At 60.4% G+C, this 23,098-nt stretch carries 18 protein-coding genes; 9 read left to right on the top strand and 9 right to left on the bottom strand.

Annotated features, from left to right (window positions below):
* Positions 1–42 precede the first annotated feature (42 nt).
* Entirely contained in the window at positions 43–1,359 is a 1,317-nt protein-coding gene (locus tag AC07XZ_RS07215) for a bifunctional DedA family/phosphatase PAP2 family protein (RefSeq protein ID WP_102686367.1), read from the top strand.
* On the opposite strand, the gene AC07XZ_RS07210 is transcribed toward AC07XZ_RS07215, so the two are convergent.
* Together AC07XZ_RS07210 and AC07XZ_RS07205 are read right to left on the bottom strand one after the other, a co-directional pair.
* A complete protein-coding gene (locus tag AC07XZ_RS07210; RefSeq protein ID WP_102686368.1) occupies positions 1,356–1,934 on the bottom strand; it encodes a hypothetical protein in 579 nt (192 codons plus the stop codon). The two genes, AC07XZ_RS07215 and AC07XZ_RS07210, sit on opposite strands and share 4 nt — an antisense overlap.
* A 48-nt stretch (positions 1,935–1,982) precedes the next feature.
* The gene (locus AC07XZ_RS07205) at positions 1,983–2,192 is read right to left on the bottom strand and encodes a hypothetical protein (protein WP_219733473.1); all 210 of its coding nucleotides are present in this window, start codon (positions 2,190–2,192) and stop codon (positions 1,983–1,985) included.
* Here AC07XZ_RS07205 and AC07XZ_RS07200 point away from each other — a divergent pair.
* Together AC07XZ_RS07200 and AC07XZ_RS07195 are read left to right on the top strand one after the other, a co-directional pair.
* A complete protein-coding gene (locus AC07XZ_RS07200; protein ID WP_256590510.1) occupies positions 2,191–5,808 on the top strand; it encodes a calcium-binding protein in 3,618 nt (1,205 codons plus the stop codon). The genes AC07XZ_RS07205 and AC07XZ_RS07200 overlap by 2 nt on opposite strands.
* 196 nt (positions 5,809–6,004) lie before the next feature.
* The gene (locus AC07XZ_RS07195) at positions 6,005–7,483 is read left to right on the top strand and encodes a hypothetical protein (protein ID WP_256590511.1); all 1,479 of its coding nucleotides are present in this window, start codon (positions 6,005–6,007) and stop codon (positions 7,481–7,483) included.
* Between the two features lie 12 nt (positions 7,484–7,495).
* Here the strand turns inward: AC07XZ_RS07195 and AC07XZ_RS07190 are convergent, their stop codons facing one another.
* Genes AC07XZ_RS07190 through AC07XZ_RS07180 form a run of 3 tightly spaced genes read right to left on the bottom strand, consistent with a single transcriptional unit; the run spans position 7,496 to position 9,175 of the window.
* Positions 7,496–8,086, bottom strand: coding sequence for an LON peptidase substrate-binding domain-containing protein (locus AC07XZ_RS07190; protein WP_085747646.1), 591 nt, complete (start codon positions 8,084–8,086; stop codon positions 7,496–7,498).
* 10 nt (positions 8,087–8,096) lie between these two features.
* Positions 8,097–8,813: an LrgB family protein gene (locus AC07XZ_RS07185; RefSeq protein ID WP_007958637.1), complete on the bottom strand. Its 717-nt coding sequence runs from the start codon at positions 8,811–8,813 to the stop codon at positions 8,097–8,099.
* Positions 8,813–9,175: a CidA/LrgA family protein gene (locus tag AC07XZ_RS07180; RefSeq protein WP_007958636.1), complete on the bottom strand. Its 363-nt coding sequence runs from the start codon at positions 9,173–9,175 to the stop codon at positions 8,813–8,815. The genes AC07XZ_RS07185 and AC07XZ_RS07180 overlap by 1 nt, the downstream gene beginning before the upstream one ends.
* A 193-nt stretch (positions 9,176–9,368) precedes the next feature.
* Between AC07XZ_RS07180 and AC07XZ_RS07175 the strand changes: the two genes are divergently transcribed.
* The 4 genes from AC07XZ_RS07175 (at position 9,369) to AC07XZ_RS07160 (ending at position 15,161) form a co-directional block, all read left to right on the top strand.
* Positions 9,369–9,824, top strand: a complete 456-nt coding sequence (locus tag AC07XZ_RS07175; RefSeq protein WP_085747645.1) for a MaoC family dehydratase — start codon at positions 9,369–9,371, stop codon at positions 9,822–9,824.
* A 110-nt stretch (positions 9,825–9,934) separates the two neighbouring features.
* Entirely contained in the window at positions 9,935–11,662 is a 1,728-nt protein-coding gene (locus AC07XZ_RS07170; RefSeq protein WP_102686371.1) for a C13 family peptidase, read from the top strand.
* A gap of 27 nt (positions 11,663–11,689) precedes the next feature.
* A complete protein-coding gene (locus tag AC07XZ_RS07165) occupies positions 11,690–12,331 on the top strand; it encodes an oxidoreductase (RefSeq protein WP_007958634.1) in 642 nt (213 codons plus the stop codon).
* Positions 12,332–12,575: 244 nt separating this feature from the next.
* Complete coding sequence (locus AC07XZ_RS07160) at positions 12,576–15,161, top strand: hypothetical protein (protein WP_146024012.1); 2,586 nt, start codon at positions 12,576–12,578, stop codon at positions 15,159–15,161.
* A gap of 43 nt (positions 15,162–15,204) precedes the next feature.
* Here the strand turns inward: AC07XZ_RS07160 and AC07XZ_RS07155 are convergent, their stop codons facing one another.
* From AC07XZ_RS07155 to AC07XZ_RS07140, 4 genes are all read right to left on the bottom strand, one after another.
* Positions 15,205–15,489, bottom strand: coding sequence for a YceK/YidQ family lipoprotein (locus tag AC07XZ_RS07155; protein WP_102686373.1), 285 nt, complete (start codon positions 15,487–15,489; stop codon positions 15,205–15,207).
* A complete protein-coding gene (ubiX, locus tag AC07XZ_RS07150; protein WP_007958630.1) occupies positions 15,482–16,129 on the bottom strand; it encodes a flavin prenyltransferase UbiX in 648 nt (215 codons plus the stop codon). The genes AC07XZ_RS07155 and ubiX overlap by 8 nt, the downstream gene beginning before the upstream one ends.
* Entirely contained in the window at positions 16,126–17,475 is a 1,350-nt protein-coding gene (gene mpl / locus AC07XZ_RS07145) for a UDP-N-acetylmuramate:L-alanyl-gamma-D-glutamyl-meso-diaminopimelate ligase (RefSeq protein WP_102686374.1), read from the bottom strand. Before mpl ends, ubiX begins: the two co-directional genes overlap by 4 nt.
* A 298-nt stretch (positions 17,476–17,773) precedes the next feature.
* Positions 17,774–19,693 carry a sigma-54-dependent Fis family transcriptional regulator gene (locus tag AC07XZ_RS07140; RefSeq protein WP_102686375.1) on the bottom strand — a complete coding sequence of 640 codons (1,920 nt, stop codon included), beginning with the start codon at positions 19,691–19,693 and terminating at the stop codon, positions 17,774–17,776.
* A gap of 301 nt (positions 19,694–19,994) precedes the next feature.
* On the opposite strand from AC07XZ_RS07140, the gene exaC reads away from it, so the two are divergent.
* Both exaC and eat read left to right on the top strand, forming a co-directional pair.
* Positions 19,995–21,515: an acetaldehyde dehydrogenase ExaC gene (gene exaC / locus AC07XZ_RS07135; protein WP_007958625.1), complete on the top strand. Its 1,521-nt coding sequence runs from the start codon at positions 19,995–19,997 to the stop codon at positions 21,513–21,515.
* 202 nt (positions 21,516–21,717) lie between these two features.
* Complete coding sequence (gene eat, locus AC07XZ_RS07130) at positions 21,718–23,088, top strand: ethanolamine permease (RefSeq protein ID WP_102686376.1); 1,371 nt, start codon at positions 21,718–21,720, stop codon at positions 23,086–23,088.
* Positions 23,089–23,098 lie beyond the last annotated feature (10 nt).

Raw genomic sequence — 23,098 nt, 5'->3', positions numbered from 1 at the left:
CGGCTCGCCGATCAGGGACATCAATGAAATGGAGTGGTTTGTATGGGCCCATGGCTCGATAGCGTGACCGGGTGGCTGGCCGCCAATCCGCAGTGGCTGGCCGCTGCTGTGTTTGTCGTGGCCTGCGTGGAATGCCTGGCGATTGCCGGGTTGATCGTGCCCGGCACGGTGCTGCTGTTTGCCGTGGCGGTGCTGGCCGGCAGCGGAGCGCTGTCGTTGAGCGAAACCCTGTTGCTGGGTTTCCTCGGCGGGATTCTCGGCGATGTGATTTCTTATTTCCTCGGTCGCCACTTCCACCAGAATATCCGGCGCCTGCCGGGTCTGCGCCATCACCCGGAATGGATGGCCGGCGCGGAAACCTACTTCCAACGGTACGGCATCGCCAGCCTGCTGGTCGGACGTTTCATCGGCCCGCTGCGGCCGATGCTGCCGATGGTCGCCGGGATGTGCGACATGCCCTTCCCGCGCTTCGCGGCCGTGAGTCTGCTGGCAGCGGCCGGCTGGAGCCTCGCCTACCTGCTGCCGGGCTGGGCCACCGGGGCGGCGATTCGCCTGCCGTTGCCGGAAGGTTTCTGGCTGCAGGCCGGAATCGTCGCCGGCAGCATTGCGGTGATGGTCGGCCTGAGCGCCAACAGCAGCCTGCGCCGCCATCGGCGGGCGACGATCTGGATCAGCAGCATGAGCCTGTTGATCCTGATCGGCCTGTTCATCGGTTACCCGTATCTGACTGCCCTCGATCAGGGCGTCATGACCCTGGTGCAGGAACATCGCCGCCCGGCGCTGGATGAGGTGGCGGTGGTCTTCACCCTGATCGGTGAATTCCGCAACATGCTGCTGTTCAGCGCCCTGCTGACTGCGCTGCTGTTGCTGTGCCGCCAGTGGCGCCACGCAATCTTCGTGGGCGGCACCCTGCTCGTCACGGCCTTGGCCAACACCGGCACCAAGATGTTTTTCGCCCGGGTGCGCCCGGAAGTACTGACAGACCCGCTCACCAGTTACAGCATGCCCAGCGGCCATGCGTCCGGATCGTTCGCGCTGTTCCTGACTCTGGCTGTGCTGGCCGGACGCGGGCAGCCGCCGAGGTTGCGACTGACCTGGTTGCTGGTCGGCTGTATTCCGGCACTGGCGATTGCCCTGTCGCGAGTGTATCTGGGCGCACACTGGCCGACGGATGTGCTGGCCGGCGCCATGCTCGCCGCGTGCGTGTGCGCCGCCGGGCTCTGGCTCAGCCAACGGCAATCGCCGCTCGGCGCCATGCCGCAGAGAGTCTGGTGGCTGGTGTTGCCGGCGCTGGTCGCCCTGTTCGGTTTCTTCGTGCTGCGACACTTGCCGCATACCATGCTGCGCTATTCGTACTAGGCGACGGCAGACAGCAGCGAAGGATTGCTCCTCAAAACGAACGATACCGACGAAGGGTTGTAAGCATTGTGCCCGGTGTCGTTCGGATTCTTGTCCAGGAAGTAGGTGAGCCCTTCCTTTGTCTCATGCTGAAACAGGCGCATCTTCTTCTCTACGCTGAACAGCGCCACAGAAACCGGATTGGACGGCAGGTCACCAAACGACTTGAGCTTTCCGGCATACGTTTCCAGCTCAAAGTAACTACCGCCACTTTTCGCGGCCAGAAGATGCCTTGTACTTTGATCAAGTCGCAGCTGCCAATTAAAGTAACGACCGGCCGTTTTGACATTAAGGGCATATCGCCCCTGATAATCCGGAACAAACTCCAATAACAGCGGCTCGGCATCATCATGATCCGCGAGTGTCACGATTGGCGAACTGATTTCGTCATTCAGGGAAATCTCCGCATTCAACCTCTGCCCCGTGGTGATCCGCGGCTGCTTCAAACGTTGTTCCATGACTTGATAATTGAGCACCAGCGGAAGTCCATCCGCGAACAGTTGCCCCGTGAAGATAATATTATTGGCATCAGACATGTGAAGGTTCTCTTCTTGTTAAAAACGGACTGAACAACAGACAGGATTTCATTTACCAGCAGCCTGGGCCGGATCGTTCTTCACACGTCTGCGTTTGCGGCGTTCAAGCACCATGGAATCCGCGTAGTAGCCGGCGGCCTTGAGGACAATGTCGGTATTCAGATCAACGCCTGCATGTTTAAAAATATACTTCCCGGCAATATCATCCCAGAACGCCCATTCATCTTCATAAATTGTCACATTGTTCTCCTTGTTCATGAAACCCGCTTCCTGCGAGTCGGGTTCAACGCTAAATCAAAAACACCCGACGGACCACTTCAAAGGCAATACAAAAAACAACAATACAATCAGCAAAACAATAACAACCAAACACAACCATCCTTCATGCCAAAGTCACCCGACACTTCATCAAAGAGTATTGATTTTGGCCAAACCCTTTAACATCAATCCTGAAACTATTCTTACAGCCTCCATAACAATTTCCGACATTATCACTCCATCAAATTCAACAGCGGCCGAAACCGATACAACGCCCGGTAAAGTTCCCGACCTCAGTGATCTGGACAAACTGTTCGGGGCCATGCGACTCGGCGAGCTGACCGTGAGCCGCCAGACACTTCAGGCGCTGGGTGCCCGGGTCAACGGCGAGGCCATTACAGCAGCCAACACGTACTTCCCCGAGCCCGATCAGGCCTTTATCGATGGGCTGCAATTCGATCCCGCCCAGGTTGAGCAGCGGATCAAGTCAGTCGATGGTCAGGAGCATCAACGGGTACCGGAATTACTCTACGAAATCGCCACTCTGCGCTCCCCCGACGCAGCACCGCTTCTGCGCGAAATATCCGCCAGTGATACTGAGCACCCCATGCAGAAAATCGGCAAACTGCTGACCGCCACTCAACAGCTGGATATCCACAGAAGCCCGCTGCCCGAACACCTGCCGGGCTGGGTAGACAAGGCCAAAAGTCGCGGCATGACCAGTATGGGCGCCGGGCTGCAGGCCTACGGTTTGTACAGCGCCTACATGGGCGCCATCGACGGCCTCAAGAAAGGTCAGATGGGAGAAGTGCTGATCAATGTGGGCGGCGCTCTCGCCGAGATCACTTCACTGGGCCTCGAATACGCGCTGAACAAGACCGGCGAACAGATGATCCGCCAGGGCTCCATGGCCCTCGAACAATTCGGCAAGACCGCCATGGGCAAATGGCTGAGCCGGGGCGCAGGCCTGATCGCCAGCGTGCTGACGCTGCCCTTCGATATCTACACCGCCATCAAATCCTTCAACGATGCGGCCAAGGCCCAAGGCAAGGAAGCTCAGGATCTGTACGTCACCGGCGGCTTGAGCGTGTTCAGCGGTGCCCTGTCCATTGCCCTTGGCTGCGCAGCACTGATGGGCTTTCAAGCTGCTGGCCCGGTGGGGATTGCAGCGGCGGCGATCATGATTGTCGGTGCCCGAATCTACGGTGCCGCGCGCATGGTCGACGATATCGACGATTACATCGAGCTGACCGTGCACGAACGCTGGCGTGCCGGCTGGTTCGCGTTCACCGGACAAAGCCAGGACAAGGCTCTGATGGAGCGCTACCTGGTCGCCAAGACCACGAGCGATTATGCCAAAGCCTTGAAAACCCGCAGCCTTGGCTGGCTCGACAATGAATTCAAGGAAAGTGTCGATGCGATCGTCAATGGCCGTTACGAGGTCACGTTGCAGCCAACTCGTCTTTATCGCTTCCAATGGGATGAGGCCAAAGGAGAAACACCCTATATCACCGAAAATCTCCCCGTCATCAGTGATACGGACGATACCTGCGATGCGAGGAAGGGCGTATCAGGCTCGGACGCCGTCATCGCGCGGACCAAAAGCGACCCGGCGAAAGGGGTCTTCTGGAACCTGGGCGGCGGCCATGACACGGTGCAAGGCGTTGAGGACAAGCCGAATTTCTTCAGCTATGCCAGCGGCCGTAAAACCCTCGACGGCGGCAACAAGGATGACTCCTTTCTGTTTCAGTCGGCATCCGAAGCGCTGTCTGAAGACCCGACCACCGTCAGTGAGCTGTCCGGCGGTGACGGCACCGATCTGCTCTGGCTGCAAGGCAAACACAAAAACCAAGACCCTGTCGCCAAACCGCCGCGCCATATCGGTTTTGACATCGACCTGAAAAACGGCAGGCTGGCGGTGCGTCCTGCAGACCCAGCGGCTGAACCGGTGCTGCATTCAACCTTCAAGTCCATCGAAAAGGTCGAGACACTGGCCGGCGCGCTCAACCGCGTGACCGGTTCCGACCACGCCGACACCATTGCCGCCAATGGTGATGACCGCGTCGACGCAGGCGCCGGCGATGACCGCATCTCCGTCAGCGGTCTTCAAGGCACGGTCGACGGCGGCAGCGGTAGCGATACCTATGAAATTGCCCCGAACTGTCTCAAGGTTTCCCTCCAAGAGGATGGTCAGGAACCGAGCAAGGTCTATCTGGGCGTGACACTCGAAGCCATCCAGCGCTGGTACGTGCGCAATGACGCGCTGGTCATTGAATCCCTGCGCGACGACGACATCCGGTCGCCAAGCCGGGAACTGGTGCTGGAGGCGGTGTACCGGACGGTCGATGGCAAACGCACCTTGCGCAACGACAAATGGACGTTCATTACACAGGACGGCTACCACTTGCTGCCGGCGTGGCCTGCCGATACCCCGGACCTGGCCGACCTGACCGTGAAAGTGACCGTTCTGACCGTCGGCACAACGAAATCCTCGCCGGTGCCGGTCAATGATCGCCCTTGCAGAATCTCGAACAAACCGCACTCGTATTACTTCGTCTCGCGCCAGGTCTATCACTCGATCCTGTGGGCAACGCTGAACGAAACACCGACCCGAAGCACTCTGTACGTCGACCGCGACAGCACGGAAATCGATGAAGTCAGGGCGATTTATACGGTTACAAAAACAAGGCCAAACGCATTCACGCAGCTCAGCTACTCGGACATTCACTACACCATCACATTCCACCAGGGTGGTGGCTTGCTTTCGTTGCACGGTGCTGCAAGAGAAAATCCGGGCAAGAAACGCGACATGGGAGCCGGAATCCTGGCCTCCGGCTGGCAGATGATTCACCCGATGACGCTGGTCATGCGAGACGGGATTTCCTATCACCTCGACTTTCCGCATCCCACGTATCTAAACGACGCAAGGAACCCGGGTTATACCGTAGTGCAAAGCCGCACCTCGCTGCGCGAGCGAGCCGGCCGGTATATTTTCGTCAGGCCCTCTGTCGAGAAGCGCACGCTGAAGGCAACCTCGCAGCGGGTAGACTTTCAGGCAGCCGAGCACAATACGACCTATTGGCTGGAGGGACGATCGTCGAGCTATGAACTGTTTCCCGCCAGCGCCACGTCCATCCGGCTGTCCACCGCAGAAGCGGATGCCAACGTCTCGGGCTCTTCCACCTGGTTCATTCACACGCAACATCTGCAAGAGCAGATCAGCCACCGCGATCTTTCCATCAAGGACAACCTGCTCAGAATCGGCAGCATCCGGATTCAACTGCCGGACAGCAACGATCCGCTGACGCCACTGGAAACCATCGAAGTCGTGGTCTCCTCGGGAAACCGTTATCGGATCAATGCACTGTTCGAGGTGATCGGTCTGTGCGCCATCAATGCCCGAGCCTACCCATCGGTTCAGGCCATCGCCCAGGACATTCGTGAGCATCAACGGCGTGAAGAGCTTGAGTCCGACGAAGTGTCCGTTCACCACATTCGCCTGAGCGAAACCGCTGCCGGCAAGATTTCATACAACGTTGCCACCAACGTCTGGAGCAGCGAAACCGCTCCGACCCGCTCGATACCTGTCGAGCACCTGATCATCGTCAAGGAATGACACCATGCGACCAAAACCACCCTCACCGCCAGGCTTTTCCAAGGGTAATACGCCCGCCGACTCGCTTGCTGAACTCCCACGATTGCGACCGCAAGCGCCAGACCCACAGCTACCGCATTCGTTGCCAGACCTGACAGCCGCGCATCCGCGAAACCCGGGACACACCCCGCCCCTCGCGGACACACCGAAAATCGAAGTGTCTGACCTGCCGGTCGCCTCCCGTGAAACGGCGACCGGACTGGACAGTTACCGTTTGAACCCCGGATTGCTGCGCAACCTGCAACCGCCCAACGAGGAGGGTCTGCGCTACATCGTCGGACGCGCGTTCGTCGATGTGAAAGACAGCGGCACGGTGTATGTGGAATTCGATGCGAACCTGGGCACCTTTCGGGCCATGGATCTGTACAAAAAGCTGTCTCCCGGGCCGGCGCTCTACAGAAATACCGGTGAATCGACCTGGAGCCCGGCCTCACATACCCCCTCGAAACGCCCCCATTCCCAGGTCAGTGACGTTGATACGCCGGAGCCAGCCAAACAAGCGCAGACCTCTCCTTTGTCGGCGCATGAAGCCACCACCCGACTGCTGAACGACTCGTTGCTCACGATGCATCCACTGATGACGCTCGGCCAGCGCGTCGAGTTTTTGCGCGCCTATAACCTGTCGCCACGACAACACATCCGGTTGCACAGTGATCTGACCGCCGATCCCCGGGTGATGCCGGAGTGGGCCGAGCAGCATCACTTACGCTCTCGGGACGAGAACGATCCGACCCGCTTCGATCAACTGTATGAAGAAATCGAACCGCTGCTACTGCCCGTGCGGAACGGAACACTGCGCAGCGACCTGATCGACTTCGACAAAAGCGTCACCCGGGAATTTCTCGACGCCTTTCTGACCCGACTCGGTTACCTGCGCAACAGCAGCGACTGCCTGTATCGCACGGATATTCCGGGTCTGTTCAGGGCCGATGAACGCACGCCTTTCGAGTTCTACAACGACGGACGCATGCTGCCTCGCCTGAAACACCCGCGCGGCGCCACGACCGAAAAACCGATCAGTGCCACGGTCAGCCATCAGCTGGTCAAGAGATATGGCGCCAGGGGCACCGAGGCTCCCGATCCGCAGTACCTGCGCTACAACAGCCAGAGAAACAAATATCCCGGCAAAAAACCGGGTGAATCGGACAACGAGTCAGGGAACTCCGACAACGACTGGTCCGATGCATCGGACGTAGAACTGGACACCGAACGCAATTACGAGACGATCCGCCACGATCAGCAGTTCATCTTCTCTTACGTCATCGATACCCGAAGGATGGAGGTGGTCCTCAACGAAGAGAACCATTTGCTCAATCTGGCGGCACGGGAAAAGAATGCCTGGTTTCCAGATGACGAACTCGAAGCCCTGATTTCAACGTCCAAGCGAGGTATCGAATCAGAGCGTCTGTGGCTGCTCGACTCGACCTTCACGCGTGCCGCCAAGGTCGACGATGTCGCCGCTCAAGCCCAAACCAGCTACATCGGCAATGACATCGAGGCGCGGACCCACAGCGGCATTTCCAATCAACATGAATACGACGCTTTGATCGATGCGGTGGCCAGGGCCGGCAAGCCGATTCTTGCATTTCCAGGTGGCCGGGACTGGTTCGCCAATGACATCGTCTGGCCCGTATAACCGGGTCGAGTCTTAAGCGAACAACTCGCCCTGCAATTCATCGAGCAGCGCCTGGATCGCATCCAGTCGCTGCTGCGGGTCGTCGAGTTGCAGCAAATCGATCTTGTCTTCCTCGGCGAACGGCAGCAGATACGCCAACTGATTGGCCAGTGATTGCTGCCCCGCCGCTTCGATGCCCATGTTCAACGCCTCGACCATCGGGTGCTCGGCGAGAGCCTTGAGCAGCGCCACCAGATCGGCGTCTTCATCCTGCAGCGGTTGCTCGGGTTCTTCGTCCAGCCACTCGACCTCGGCCATGATCAATTGATCGCGCTGCACGTCGGTGCTCTGCACGATGAAGCGCCGCCCGCCCTGCACCCGGATGCCCAGCAGTCCGTTGTCCTGCTGCTGGAAATCGGTGATGCGCGCTTCGCAGCCGACCATGGCGAAACCTTCCGGCGCGACGCCGACTTCGCTGCCTTCCAGGATGCACACCACGCCGAACCCGCCGCCCTGTTTCATGCAGCGGCCGATCATGTCCAGGTAGCGTGCTTCGAAGATCTGCAGATCCAGATTGCAGCCGGGAAACAGCACCGTGTTCAGCGGAAAAAGCGGCAGACTCATAGACATTTCCTTACACCACCATCGACACCGCCAACGGCAGGAACACCGCCGTGGCCACGCCCATCAGACTCATCGCCAGCGCCGCGAAGGCGCCGCACTCATCGCTTTCCTGCAACGCCACCGAGGTGCCGACCGCATGTGCCGTCATGCCCAGCGCCATGCCGCGCGCCTCCGGGCTGTGCACACCGAGACGGGTCAGCAGCGCCGGCCCGAAGATCGCGCCGATCACCCCGGTGATCAACACGAAAACCGCCGCCAGTGCCGCGACACCGCCGATCTGTTCGGCCACCAGCATGGCGATCGGTGAGGTCACCGACTTGGGCGCCATGGTCATCAGGATCATGTGATCGGCACCGAACCACCAGCCCAGCGCCACGCCCATGCCCGTGGCGACCACGCCGCCTATCACCAGCGTAGTAAAAATCGGCCAGAACAATTGCCGGATGCGTCGCAGATTCAGATACAGCGGCACTGCCAGCGCAACGGTCGCCGGGCCCAGCAGAATACTGAGGATCTCGGTGCTCTTGCGGTACTCGGCGTAGGTCAGGCCGCAGCCGACCAGCACGCCGATCACCAACAGCATCGAGACCAGCACCGGTTGCAGAAAGATCCAGCGGGTTTTCTCGAACGCCGCCAGCACCAGTTGATAGGCACCGAGGGTGATGCCGATGCCGAACAGGGGATGGTGAATCACCGAAGCCCAGGCACCTTGCCAGTCGAACAGCATCAGGACTCCTCCGAATGCGGCGCGTGGCGCTTGACCAGCCGTTGCATCAGCACGCCGGCGAAGGCCATCGACAGAATCAGCGAGACCACCAGCGCACCGACAATGGCCCAGAAATCCGCGGCAATCGCCGTGGCATACACCATCACGCCCACCGCCGGCGGCACCAGCAGCAATGGCAGATAACGCAGCAGGCTGCCGGCGGCGAGGTTCAGCGGCTCGCCGACTTCACCGCGTACGATCAGGAATACCAGCAACAGCAAAAGGCCGATGATCGGCCCCGGCAGCACCGGCAACAGCAAATGATTGAGGGCCGTGCCGAGCAATTGAAACAGCACCAGCATGGTCAGGCCGCGTAGCAACATCCGTCATCTCCGTCTTACTTTTCGCCTCGCAAGTCGCCCGCATTATAAGCACGCCTGCGCTATGGATCGGCATTCGCCAAAAGCATGGTCGGTTGACCTGAGCAAATCGCCATGATGATCTACAGTGGTTCGCAGGGCGGTCAAATCCCCCACCTGAAAAACTATAAAACCGATGAACCCAAGGAGAGTCTCAATGCCCTATGTTCCAGTTGCAGAGCTCAAAGATTATGTCGGCAAGGAACTCGGACGTTCCGAATGGCTCACCATCGATCAGGAGCGTATCAACCTGTTCGCAGAAGCCACCGGGGATTACCAGTTCATCCATGTCGACCCGATCAAAGCCGCGCAAACGCCATTTGGCAGCACCATTGCACACGGTTTCCTGTCGTTGTCGCTGATCCCCAAACTGATGGAAGACATCCTGATCCTGCCGCAAGGCGTGAAGATGGTGGTCAACTACGGCCTGGACAGCGTGCGTTTCATCCAGCCGGTCAAGGTCAACTCCAAGGTCCGGCTCAAGGTCGACCTCGGTGAAGTGACCGAGAAAAAACCTGGCCAGTGGCTGCTCAAGGCCACCGCCACCCTGGAGATCGAAGGCTCGGACAAACCGGCCTACATCGCCGAACCGCTGTCGCTCTGCTTCGTTTAAGCGCCTGGATGCGAAGCGGCTCACGCTGTTTCGCATCCGCTCCTCCCCGCCGGCTGTATTAGGTCACATAGCTGCGGCATACTCGGTCGCCTAATTGCCCGGATCCCGCTATGCGCTCATTCGCTCCTCTTGCTCCCCTTGCCTTGACCCTGTTGCTGGCCGCGTGTGGCGACGGCGAATCGCTGTTGCCGCCGGATGCACGCCTGCCCGACGGCGGCCGCTATCGCGGTGAACTGGTCGATGGTTTGCTGCAAGGCCAGGGCCGGGTCGACTACCCCAACGGCAGCTGGTACGCCGGGGCGTTCGACAAGGGGCAATGGCATGGTCAGGGCGAATGGCACGGCAGCAATGGCGAGGTCTATCGCGGCAACTTCCAGCAAGGGCTGTTCGACGGCCAGGGCACGCTGACCACCACGGCCGGCAGCTACACCGGCGGTTTCAAGCTGGGCCGACGTGACGGCGAAGGCACCCTTAAAGAAAACGCGATGACCTATCGCGGCGAATTCAAGGCCGACCAGTATTCCGGGCTCGGTCGCCTCGAGCTGGATGACGGCAGTTCCTATCAGGGCCAGTTCGCCCACGGCAAACCCAACGGCGAAGGCCAGCGCGGCGATGCCAGCGGCAATCAGTTCACCGGCCACTTCGTCAACGGCCAGCTCGAAGGCAACGGCACCTTCAACAGTGCCGACGGCGACATCTACGTCGGCGGCTTCAAGAACAATCAACTGCACGGCAAGGGTCGCTACGAAAACGCCGATGGCGATGTCTGGCTCGGGCAGTTCAAGGAAGGCGCGCTGACCGGCAAGGGCGAACTGATCGGCGCCGACGGCAGCCACTACATCGGTTACTTCAATGATTGGCGCTTCAGCGGTCAGGGTCGCCTGAACCTGTCCGATGGCAGCTTCTACGTCGGTGGATTCGACAGCGACAGTTATTCCGGACGCGGCACCCTGGTGCTCACCGATGGCAGCGTGCTCAGCGGCACCTGGATCAACGGCCAGCGGGTACGCGATGCCGACGGCAAGTTGCTGCCGGACACCCTAGAACTCGGCCTGCTGGCCCAGGGTCGCCTGCTCGATGAAGCGCTGGCCAATGTGCCGGCCTCGACCCCGGCAGTGGAGCTGTACACCCTGACCCTCGGCGGCGACGGCAAGCAGAGCGTGTTCCTGCGCGAATCCGATTACGTGGCCAACATGCTCACCAGCCGTTTCGGCGCGTTTGGCCAGATTCGCCTGGTCAACCATCGCGACCACCTCGGCGACCGGCCGATGGCCACCCGCGAGAACCTGCGCCGCGCAGCCCTGACCCTGGCCGAACGCAGCGGCCCGGAAGACCTGGTGTTCATCTACCTGACCAGCCACGGCACCGCCGAACACGAACTGGTGCTCGACCAGCCGCGCATGGAACTGGCCGACCTGCCCGCCGACGAACTCGCCGCCGTGCTCGCACCGCTGAAGAATCGCGACAAGATCATCGTCATCTCTTCGTGCTATTCCGGCGGCTTCATTCCGGCGCTGAAGGACGAGCGCACGCTGATCATGACCGCCTCGCGCGCCGATCGCGTGTCGTTCGGTTGCTCCGAGGAGGCCAACTTCACCTACTTCGGCGATGCCCTGTTTGCCCAGGCGCTGAACCAGACCGACGACCTGGAGCAAGCCTTCAAACTGGCCAAGGCCACCGTCGCCGAACGGGAACTGGCGGACAACTTCGAAGCCTCTGAACCGCAGATCTGGGCGCCGAAAACCGTGCTGGCGCACTGGCAACTGCTGCGTAAACAGCAAGCGAGAAAAGCATTGCAAAGTGCTGCGTTGAACGACGGAGCGATAAAGAGCAACTAAGCTGAACAGTATCAAGGGAGAGACACTATGTACTTGACGCCTCAGCATGTCTTGCTTGCAGGAGCCACCGGACTGACCGGTGAACATCTGCTCGACCGCCTGCTCAACGAGCCGACGATCAGCCGCGTCCTTGCCCCCTCACGCCGGCCGCTGGCTGAACATCCGCATCTGGAAAACCCGGTCGGCGATCCACAGACCTTCCTGCCGCAACTGGCCGGTCGGGTCGACATCGCCTATTGCTGTCTCGGCACCACGATCAAACAGGCCGGCTCCGAAGAGGCGTTTCGCGCCGTGGATCTGGACATGGTGGTGGCGTTCGCCAAGCGCGCCCGGGAGATGGGAGCACGGCACCTGATCGTGATCAGCGCCCTGGGGGCCGATCGCCGGTCCTCGGTGTTCTACAACCGGGTAAAAGGCGAAATGGAATACGCATTGCGCGCGCAGGACTGGCCGCAATTGACCATCTGCCGGCCATCGCTGTTGCTCGGCGAACGCAGCGAGCCCCGTCTGGGCGAACAGCTCGCCGCGCCATTCTCTAAATTGATCCCCGGCAAATACCGTGGCATCGAAGCCTGCCAACTGGCCCGCGCCATGTGGCGTCTGGCGCTGGAGGAGCAGGATGGTGTGCGGATTGTCGAGTCGGACGAACTGAGAAAACTCGGCAAGTAAGCTCACTCGCCACAGCGGTTCAACGCGGATCCCGGGTAACCATTTCCAATGAAGCCCGAGGATCTTGCGTGAACTGGCCGACATTCGAAATAAAGTGAATCGAATCAACCCGCATGTCGTAGCTATCTACCACGTGCCCCTTCCCTTTCATGGATAACGTGCCCTCCAGCACACCTGCGTCTACGGCCATTCCGCCATGGGATGACACCACAGCACGTCAGGCAATCAATGAAAGGACTCCTTGATGGCACCGCAAACAAAAACGTCGAAAGGCACCAGCAAAACGCCACCCACCCTCGACAGGTCGACTCCGGAAACATCGCCGACCCAGCGTCATGATTTCCCGGGTTTGATTCGATCCCCGGAAACAGACAGCGCCAGCCGCCCCACGGAGGCGCCTGCCCCCCTTTCTTCAAGTGACACATTGCCCGCGATACAGATTCAGGATCTGACCCACCCGGCTGGAGACACTCAAGGAAGCTCATCCAGCGACCCACACGCGAGCGGATCGATCCGTCACTACGAGTTACCGGCGCAACTGCGAACGCGATTACCCGCCGTCAACACCGAAGGGTTGCGGGTTCACAGGGGACGCATTTATGCCGAGGTGCAATACACCACGACCACGACGGTCATGGTGGCCTGGGACGAAGGCCTAGGAACCTACCGAGCGATGCGCCCACAGGAAGCGCAGCCCTCGGGCCCCGTCCTGCAATTCGACACCGAAAGCAATACCTGGCGGGTCGCTGAGCCGCGGGTTATCAGTCAGGCCCTCGAGTCCACGGTACACCGGGAGGCAGACAATACCGACGATAACGCAGCACAGCCCCACCTGCCGGGACCGGCCAGGACGCAGCCGAACACTGCACCGATTTACGTCGATACCCAACATTACGTATGGAACGAGAAGGCCAACAATCACCATGGCTATGTGGTCCTGCACCGAAAAATGCGCCGGACCGAAGAGGTGGGACCGCCGCTGCATCATGCATTCATGGACGAAAGCGGCTCGTTTGTCAGTGTCGAGCCTTCCGCTTCGCGAATCGATCAGCCAGCCGAACTGTTAACAGCCTGGACAGACCGCGATATCTGGGATCTCTACGGGATACAGGGCGCAGAAATCACCCGTTTCCGCAGCGAAGCGCACAGCACCGGGAAGAAACCTCTATGGGCTACCGTTCGGACACAACGGATGGAAAACGCCTACCTGTTTGACGAGCTGTACCGCTGGTCTGGCATGGACATGGATCGCGACCTGTTCAACAGCCTCCTGAACCATCAGCACCGCACGCCCGCCCAATGGGCAGAACACCTCCAGTCCGTCACCTTGCACCGCAGCCCATCTGGCCCACAAACGCCATTGCCAAGCCCGCCAACACCCGGCTCGCCCTCTCCACGCACATCAACACCCGACACGTCCGGGACAGCGGACGCCACGCTTGCCTACGGTGATCAGCGCCACTACACCTGGGATCTCGACAAGTCGAATTTCCATGGTTATGTCGAAATGCAACGCAAGCCTGGCTTGAATGACAATCATGGACCTCTCACCCAACTGGCGTTTCGTGAAGGCGCCAGCCTGATTGTCGTCAAAGCCACCGATTATCCGATCTACAAAGAGAATGTTCTGCGCCCCTTCTGGCGGGACATCGACATCTGGAACCTCTATCGGATCGAAGGACCCGACATCGTGCGCTTTCGTCGGGAGGTTGCGCGCCATCAGAAACCGCCTGCCTGGGTCAAACAACGGGAATACCCCTCCCAGCGTGAACAACTGTTCGACTACCTGCGGCTGTGGACCAACCCTGATTCTCCGCTTAAAACACGAGAGCAAATCCTCGCCCGGTTCCAGCCCTACAATCTTTCCGTCCAGCAACTAATACGACTGTGCAAGGAGCTGTCGCCGACAGGGCAGTTCAAGAACCTGATCAATGATGAAATGCCTGGATGGGTCAAGACCTATCAGGATCGCACCCGGCTGGTAACCAACGAAAAACTCTTCGAACCGTTTCTGCCGGAAATCGATGCTGAAATCATCCAGCTGAGAAATCAGGGAGAAGGCACCAGCCTGCTGAAGGCGAGTCTGACCGAACCCTTCTTTCAGGAGCTGTTGCGGCTCAGCGGCTTCAAGCGCAATACGCACAATTATCTGTACAGAACCGACATTCCTGCCGTGTTCAAAGTGGATGACCGGACACCTTTCGAAATAGCCCGGCCCGGGGCCATGGTCCCACGCGTGGTATCGGCTGTGGGCACCACGAGCGAGACACCCGTCAGTGCAATGTTCAGCCTGAAGAGCGCCATGGACTTTGCGAATGAAACCAGAGGAGTGACAGGCATAGAGGCGCACCAGACAACCAGCGGCACTTCGACGCCCCCCGCTCAACGCATCCGGTTTTGCTACCTGCTCGATACCCGCAATGTGGAAGTCGTTGCTGGGCAGGACAATCGCGTCTACAACCCGACGCGGCTCGAACGAAGCCCTGCGGATGGCAAAACGTGGTTCCCGAGCATGAAGATGGAAGGCCATGTATCGATGTCGTCGATCGGCTTCACGTCGAGGCGCGTCTGGCTGGTCAACTCGGGCATGACCCGCGCGGCGACAGTGGAAGATATCCATTTGCAGGCGTTGAAGCACGCCACGGGATCGGATCAAAACCCTGCCGACGCCATCGAGTCCCGCACGCGGGCAGGAGAATTGAACCGGGACGAATATGACGGGTTGATCGATGAAGTGGCGAACGCCGGCAAGCGCGTTATCGAATTGCCGGCGGGACAGGACATATTCTCCGACGACATCGTCTTTCCGCCCGAAACGATCACGTTATAGGGAGCTTCAATGGCACGCCCCTGCGGGGTCGTGCCATTGATTTTCATAGCCCGCCAGTCGCCTGAAACCCTACACCGATGACCGTCAGCAACGACAACGGCAACAGCAGCGTATCGAGCAATGCGCTGGCCGGCAGATCCACACCGGGATAGCTCGGTGCCTCGGCGCCGAATCGATCCATCGCGCAACATCCGCCATTCATCGCATACAGATCCAGCCGCGTGCCGGAATACACCACCGGCGCGCCGGGCTTGGCAGCATCGAGCGTGCGCACGGTGGCGCAGCCGGTCAGTTGCAAGATCAGCAGGATCGCCAGCAGCTTATTCATCGCTGCTCAGATGGTGTTCGCCCCAACGCGGCAGCATGTCCTGGGGAATGCCCAGCAGATTGAGAATCCGCGCCACCACGAAATCGATCAGGTCATCGATGGTCTGCGGCTGGTGATAGAAGCCCGGCGAGGCCGGCAGGATGGTCACGCCCATGTTCGACAACTTGAGCATGTGCTCCAGGTGAATGCTCGAATACGGCGCTTCGCGCGGCACCAGAATCAACTGGCGACGCTCCTTCAAGGTGACGTCCGCCGCCCGTTCGATCAGGTTGTTGCAGGCGCCGGTGGCAATGGCCGACAAGGTGCCGGTCGAGCACGGCACCACCACCATCGCCGCCGGAGCGCCGGAGCCCGAGGCCACCGGCGACATCCAGTCTTCCTTGCCGTACACACGGATCTGCCCGGCGGACGCGCCAGTGTATTCGGTGAGGAACGCCTGCATCATTTGTGGCTTGGCCGGCAGCGACACGTCGGTCTCGGTGGCCATAACCAGTTGCGCGGCCTTGGAGATCAGGAAATGCACCTCGCGATCCTCGCGCACCAGACAATCCAGCAGGCGCAAGCCGTACTGGGCGCCGGACGCGCCAGTCATCGCCAGCGTGATGCGTTCCGGGCCATTGCTCGCCAGACGCGTGTTCATTTCAGCGCCTCGGCAAGTTTGCCGTGCAGGCCGCCGAAACCGCCGTTGCTCATGATCACCACGTGGGTGCCGGGCTGGGCCTGGCTCTTCACGCGTTCGATGATGCCTTCCAGCGAATCGCTGACGATTGACGGCACGGTGCACAACGCGGCGGTGCCTGCCAGATCCCAACCGAGGTTGGCCGGGGCGTACCAGATCACTTGATCGGCATCGACCACGCTGTCCGGCAGACCGTCACGGTGGGCGCCGAGCTTCATCGAGTTGGAGCGCGGCTCGATGATCGCGATCAGCGGCTCATCGCCGATACGTTTGCGCAGGCCATCAAGGGTGGTGGCAATCGCGGTCGGGTGGTGGGCGAAGTCATCGTAGATGGTGATGCCGCGCACTTCCGCGACTTTCTCCATACGGCGCTTGACGCTCTTGAATGCGCTCAGCCCGCCAATGCCCATCGACGGAACAACGCCGACATGGCGCGCGGCAGCCAGAGTGGCCAAGGCGTTGGCAACGTTGTGCTGACCGGTCAACTCCCACTCGACCACGCCTTGGGACACGCCTTCGAACATCACTTCAAACGCCGAGCCGTCGTCCTTCAGCAACTTGACCTGCCACTGACCGCCGGCACCAGTGGTTTGCACCGGGGTCCAGCAGCCCATCTCGATCACACGTTGCAAGGCGGGTTCAGTGGTCGGGTGGATCACCAGGCCTTCGCTCGGAATGGTCCGCACCAAGTGGTGGAACTGCCGTTCGATGGCCGGCAGATCAGGGAAGATGTCGGCATGATCGAACTCAAGGTTGTTGAGGATCGCGGTGCGCGGACGGTAGTGGACAAACTTCGAGCGCTTGTCGAAGAACGCGCTGTCGTATTCGTCAGCCTCGATCACGAAGAACGGCGTACCACCCAGACGTGCCGACACCGAGAAATTCTGCGGCACTCCGCCGATCAGGAAGCCCGGGCTCATGCCGGCGTGTTCCAGTACCCAGGCGAGCATGCTGCTGGTGGTGGTCTTGCCGTGCGTACCGGCAACCGCCAGCACCCAGCGACCTTGCAGCACATGGTCGGCCAGCCATTGCGGGCCGGACACGTACGGCAAGCCTTTGTTCAGCACATATTCCACTGCCGGATTGCCGCGGGACATGGCGTTGCCGATCACCACCAGATCAGGTGCCGGATCAAGCTGCGCCGGGTCGTAACCCTGGGTCAGCTGAATGCCCTGGGCTTCGAGCTGGGTGCTCATCGGCGGATAGACGTTGGCATCGGAGCCAGTGACGTGATGGCCCAGCTCTTTGGCCAGAACCGCCATCGAGCCCATGAAAGTCCCGCAGATACCCAGAATATGAATGTGCATAGTCGACCTCGTAAAACATGGCCGCAGGTTAGCGCAGGGAGGGGGAAATGGCACTCTTTAGGTGATTGAGGGTGGAGGTCTGGATTTGTGTCCGACTTGAGATCGCACCCCTCACCCTAGCCCTCTCCCAAGGGAGAGGGAACCGACCGTCGTGTTCTCTCGAGGTACGCCGACCTGACACATCACGGTGAACTCCAGCCCGAATCCATAATCGACTCGGTCGCTCAGGTCGATGTATGCCAAAAGACACCGCGGTCAGTTCCCTCTCCCTTTGGGAGAGGGCTAGGGTGAGGGGCTTTTAACTGACACGCCGCTCAATCCCGTGCTTGCGCAACTTTCTATAGAGCGTATTGCGACTGACGCCCAGTTGCTGCGCCGTATGGGTCATATGCCAGCGCGTGTGTTCCAGCGCACTGAGCAAGGCCAGCCGCTCGGCATCTTCCAGCGGATGTTCGGATGCAGTTTCATCGGCTTTCACCAACAGCGGCTGCACATGCCGAAACATCGCCGGCAGATCATCCAGCCCGATCCGCCCCTCATCGCACAACGCCGCCAGCGTGCGCAGCACATTGCGCATCTGCCGCACATTGCCCGGCCAGTTGAACCCGAGCAAAGCCTGGCGCGCCGGTTCGTCGATCAGGATCGTTTCCCCGCCCGCCTCTTCGGCCAGCAGGAAATCCAGCAGCTGCGACTTGTCACTGCGCTCGCGCAACGGCGGCAGCGCCACTTCCAGCCCGTTGAGCCGGTAGTAAAGGTCTTCCCGGAAACTGCCATCACCGACCCGCTCCAGCAAATTGCGGTGGGTGGCGCTGATGATTCGCACGTTGACCGCTTCCGGCTCGCCGCCGATCGGCACCACCTGCCGGTCTTCCAGCACCCGCAACAGGCGAGTCTGCAGAGCCAGCGGCATGTCGCCGATTTCATCGAGGAACAACGTGCCGCCATCGGCCTGCTGCAGCTTGCCGCGCATGCCGTCCTTGCGCGCGCCGGTGAAGCTGCCGCCGCGATAACCGAACAGTTCGCTCTCGATCAGGCTTTCGGGAATTGCCGCGCAGTTGAGGGCGACGAACGCTTTGCCGGCGCGCTGACTGGCGTTATGCACAGCCTTGGCGAATGCTTCCTTGCCAGAACCGGTTTCGCCGTTGATCAGCAGCGGCACGTCACGCTCGAACACCCGCAGCGACTTGCGGAAATCCGACTGCAACGCCGCATCACCAAGGCAAATGCCCGCAAGACGCGGCGCTTCCAAAGGCGCCGGAACCGGTACTGCTGGCAGCGGCCGACGGGTTTCGCCGCGCAGCACCGCAAACAGATGCCGCCCATCGCGAGTACGCAGCGGCCAACTGGCGCTGGCATTGGCACTGGCGCGCCCGAGCAACTCATCCAGCGAACAATCGAAAAACGCCTCCACCGGTTTACCGAGCAAGCCGCCACGGATGTGCCCGAGCAGGTTCAATGCACTCTGATTGACCGCACTGATCCGCCCTTCCCCGTCAAACGCCAGCAACCCTTCGCTAAACAGCCCGACGGACTCAGCCTGAAGGTGGAAACGCAACAACCATTGGTTATCGAAGCAGCGCAGGAAGTAGCAGCTCTCGATCATCTTCGCCGACAGATTGACCAGCGCCATGGTGTGGAACTGGCTCTGGCGCGAGACGTCATGCCGAGCCGAGGAAACATCGAGCACCGCCAGCAGCTCGCCGTGCGGGTCGAACACCGGGCTCGCCGAGCAGGTCAGGCCGGTGTGACGACCGCGAAAGTGTTCGTCTTGATGAATCGTCAGGGCCTGACGTTCCACCAGGCAGGTGCCGATGCCGTTGGTGCCTTCGCAGGCCTCGCTCCAGTCGGAACCCAGCCACAGGCCGGCGCGTTCGAAAATCTTGCGTTCGGCGGGAGCGGTGACGCAGTTGAGGATCACCCCGCGCGCGTCGGTCAGCAGCACCGCGTGGCCGGCGCCGGAGAGTTGTTGATGCAGGCTGCTCATTTCATTGCCGGCGATCTGCAACACCTGTTGCAAGCGTTCGCGGCTTTCCAGGATTCGACCGTGTTCGAGCACGGTCGGCGCCATGGTCAGGGCCGGGTCGAGGTGATAGTCCTCAAGACAACGCAGCCACGAGCGGGCAATCGAGGGGTCGGCACCGGGGCCATGCAGGTGCGGCTTGCCCTGGGTGACGGTGAGAACCTGTTGGGCATGGCGACTCAAATGGTTGTCGTGCATTTCTTATTATTCTCCCCGAGGCTCATCGGCCCATGCGTGAAGTGGTGACCAGCATCCTCCAGCCAACCGGTCTTTGCAATGCTGGCAAGACCGCCCGGTCACGGGTTGTGCCAGAAGCGGTACAAACTGTCACCCAGGCTGTACCGATACCGCCACAGACGCTTGCCACTTGTCCGACACAAATCTCGCAAAGCCTTGATTTGCCTGACCTGCACGGCAGTGGCCCGACCTTTGCTCTACGCTTATAGCAAGCGCTCATGCGCGTTTCTCTAATAAGTACAAAGCCAAGGAGAACATCATCATGCGTTACGCTCACCCCGGTACTGAAGGCGCCAAAGTCTCGTTCAAGAGCAAGTACGGTAACTACATCGGCGGCGAGTTCGTCGCGCCTGTCAAAGGTCAGTACTTCACCAACACCTCGCCAGTAAATGGCCAACCGATTGCCGAATTCCCGCGCTCCACGGCCGAAGACATCGAAAAAGCCCTGGACGCCGCCCACGCCGCTGCCGATGCCTGGGGTTCCACTTCCGCCCAGGCCCGCTCGCTGATCCTGCTGAAAATCGCCGACCGCATCGAACAGAACCTCGAAACCCTGGCGATCACCGAAACCTGGGACAACGGCAAAGCCATCCGCGAAACCCTCAACGCCGACATCCCGCTGGCTGCCGACCACTTCCGCTATTTCGCCGGGTGCCTGCGCGCCCAGGAAGGCAGCGCCGCCGAGATCGATGGCAACACCGTCGCCTATCACATCCATGAACCGCTGGGCGTGGTCGGCCAGATCATCCCGTGGAACTTCCCGATCCTGATGGCCGCATGGAAACTCGCCCCGGCCCTGGCCGCCGGCAACTGCGTGGTGCTCAAGCCTGCCGAGCAAACCCCGCTGGGCATCAGCGTGCTGCTGGAACTGATCGGCGACCTGCTGCCGCCGGGCGTGCTCAACGTGGTGCAAGGGTTCGGCAAAGAAGCCGGCGAAGCCCTGGCCACCAGCAAACGCATCGCCAAGATCGCCTTCACCGGCTCGACCCCGGTCGGCTCGCACATCATGAAATGCGCTGCCGAAAACATCATTCCGTCCACCGTTGAGCTGGGCGGCAAGTCGCCGAACATCTTCTTCGAAGACATCATGCAGGCCGAGCCAAGCTTCATCGAAAAAGCCGCCGAAGGCCTGGTGCTGGCGTTCTTCAACCAGGGCGAAGTCTGCACCTGCCCGTCCCGTGCACTGGTTCAGGAGTCGATCTATCCGCAGTTCATGGAAGCGGTGATGAAGAAAGTCAGCCAGATCAAACGTGGCGACCCACTCGATACCGACACCATGGTTGGCGCCCAGGCATCCGAGCAGCAATTCGACAAGATCCTTTCGTACCTGGAAATCGCCAAGGGCGAAGGTGCCGAGCTGCTGACCGGCGGCAAGGTGGAAAAACTCGAAGGCAACCTGGCTTCCGGTTACTACATCCAGCCGACCCTGCTCAAGGGCACCAACAAAATGCGTGTGTTCCAGGAAGAAATCTTCGGCCCGGTGGTGAGCATCACCACGTTCAAGGACGAAGCCGAAGCCCTGGCGATCGCCAACGATACCGAGTTCGGCCTGGGCGCCGGCCTCTGGACCCGCGACATCAACCGCGCCTATCGCATGGGCCGCGCCATCAAGGCCGGTCGTGTGTGGACCAACTGCTACCACCTGTACCCGGCGCACGCCGCGTTCGGCGGGTACAAGAAGTCCGGCGTCGGCCGTGAAACCCACAAGATGATGCTCGACCACTACCAGCAGACCAAAAACCTGCTGGTGAGCTACGACATCAATCCGCTGGGCTTCTTCTAAAAACCAAGGGCGGCACCGAAATATCGGTGTCGCCCTTTTAATCCCGATGACACTTCCTGGCCTGGCCGCTCTGGCACGGGCCTTGCGTACCCGTCATTCAGGATTTGCGTGAACACTGCCGCTGCGTGAACAGCATCCACTCACTCAACCGCTGCACCCGAAAGTCCAACAGATCGAACAATAAAAAAGACAGAGAGGACTTATGACTTCCACCACACAGCTCAAACCCACACTCGGCACCCTGCACCTTTGGGGCATTGCCGTCGGCCTGGTGATTTCCGGCGAATACTTCGGCTGGAGTTATGGCTGGGGCACCGCAGGAACCTTGGGTTTCCTGGTCACGGCCCTGATGGTCGCGACCATGTACACCTGCTTCATCTTCAGTTTCACCGAACTGACCACCGCGATCCCCCACGCGGGCGGGCCGTTTGCCTACAGCCGTCGGGCGTTCGGCGAGAAAGGCGGATTGATCGCCGGCATCGCCACCCTGATCGAATTTGTGTTCGCCCCGCCGGCCATCGCCATGGCCATCGGCGCCTATCTGAATGTGCAATATCCGGGGCTCGATCCGAAACTCGCGGCAGTCGGCGCGTATTTCGTGTTCATGGCCCTGAACATCCTTGGCGTCAGCATCGCCGCGACCTTCGAGCTGGTAGTGACCGTGCTCGCCGTCGCCGAATTGCTGGTGTTCATGGGCGTGGTCGCACCGGGCTTCAGCTTCAGCAACTTCGTGCTGAACGGCTGGTCGGGTGCCAATGAGTTCACGATGGGCTCGATTCCGGGCATTTTCGCGGCGATTCCCTTCGCGATCTGGTTCTTCCTCGCCATCGAAGGCGCGGCCATGGCGGCCGAGGAGGCCAAGGACCCGAAACGCACGATTCCACGGGCCTATGTCAGCGGCATCCTGACCCTGGTATTCCTGGCCATCGGCGTAATGGTGATGGCCGGCGGCGTCGGTGACTGGCGTCAACTGTCGAACATCAACGACCCGCTGCCGCAGGCGATGAAAGCGGTGGTCGGCAACAACTCGACCTGGATGCACATGCTGGTGTGGATCGGCCTGTTCGGGCTGGTAGCGAGTTTCCACGGGATCATCCTCGGCTACTCGCGGCAGTTCTTCGCCCTGGCCCGGGCCGGTTATCTGCCGAAAGGCCTGGCCAAACTCTCGCGTTTCCAGACCCCGCACCGGGCGATTCTGGCCGGCGGCGTGATCGGCATCGCGGCGATCTACAGCGACGGTCTGGTCAACCTGCAAGGCATGACCCTGACGGCGGCGATGATCACCATGTCGGTGTTCGGCGCCATCGTGATGTACATCATCAGCATGCTCAGCCTGTTCAAACTGCGCAAAACCGAGCCGAATCTGGAGCGCACCTTCCGCGCACCGGGCTATCCGGTGGTGCCGGCCATCGCGCTGTTCCTGGCGGTGGTGTGCCTGGTGGCGATGGCCTGGTTCAACACGCTGATCGGCTGTGTGTTCCTGGGTTTCATGGCCGCCGGCTACCTGTACTTCCAGTTGACCGCCAAGCAACGCTCCGAAGCACCGGCAGACGCTATGCTCGAAGGTATCTAAACGCTAACTG

The sequence above is a fragment of the Pseudomonas sp. GW458-11-26-14-LB4 genome (assembly GCF_059423925.1).
This window is presented reverse-complemented; position numbering and strand designations above follow the sequence as displayed.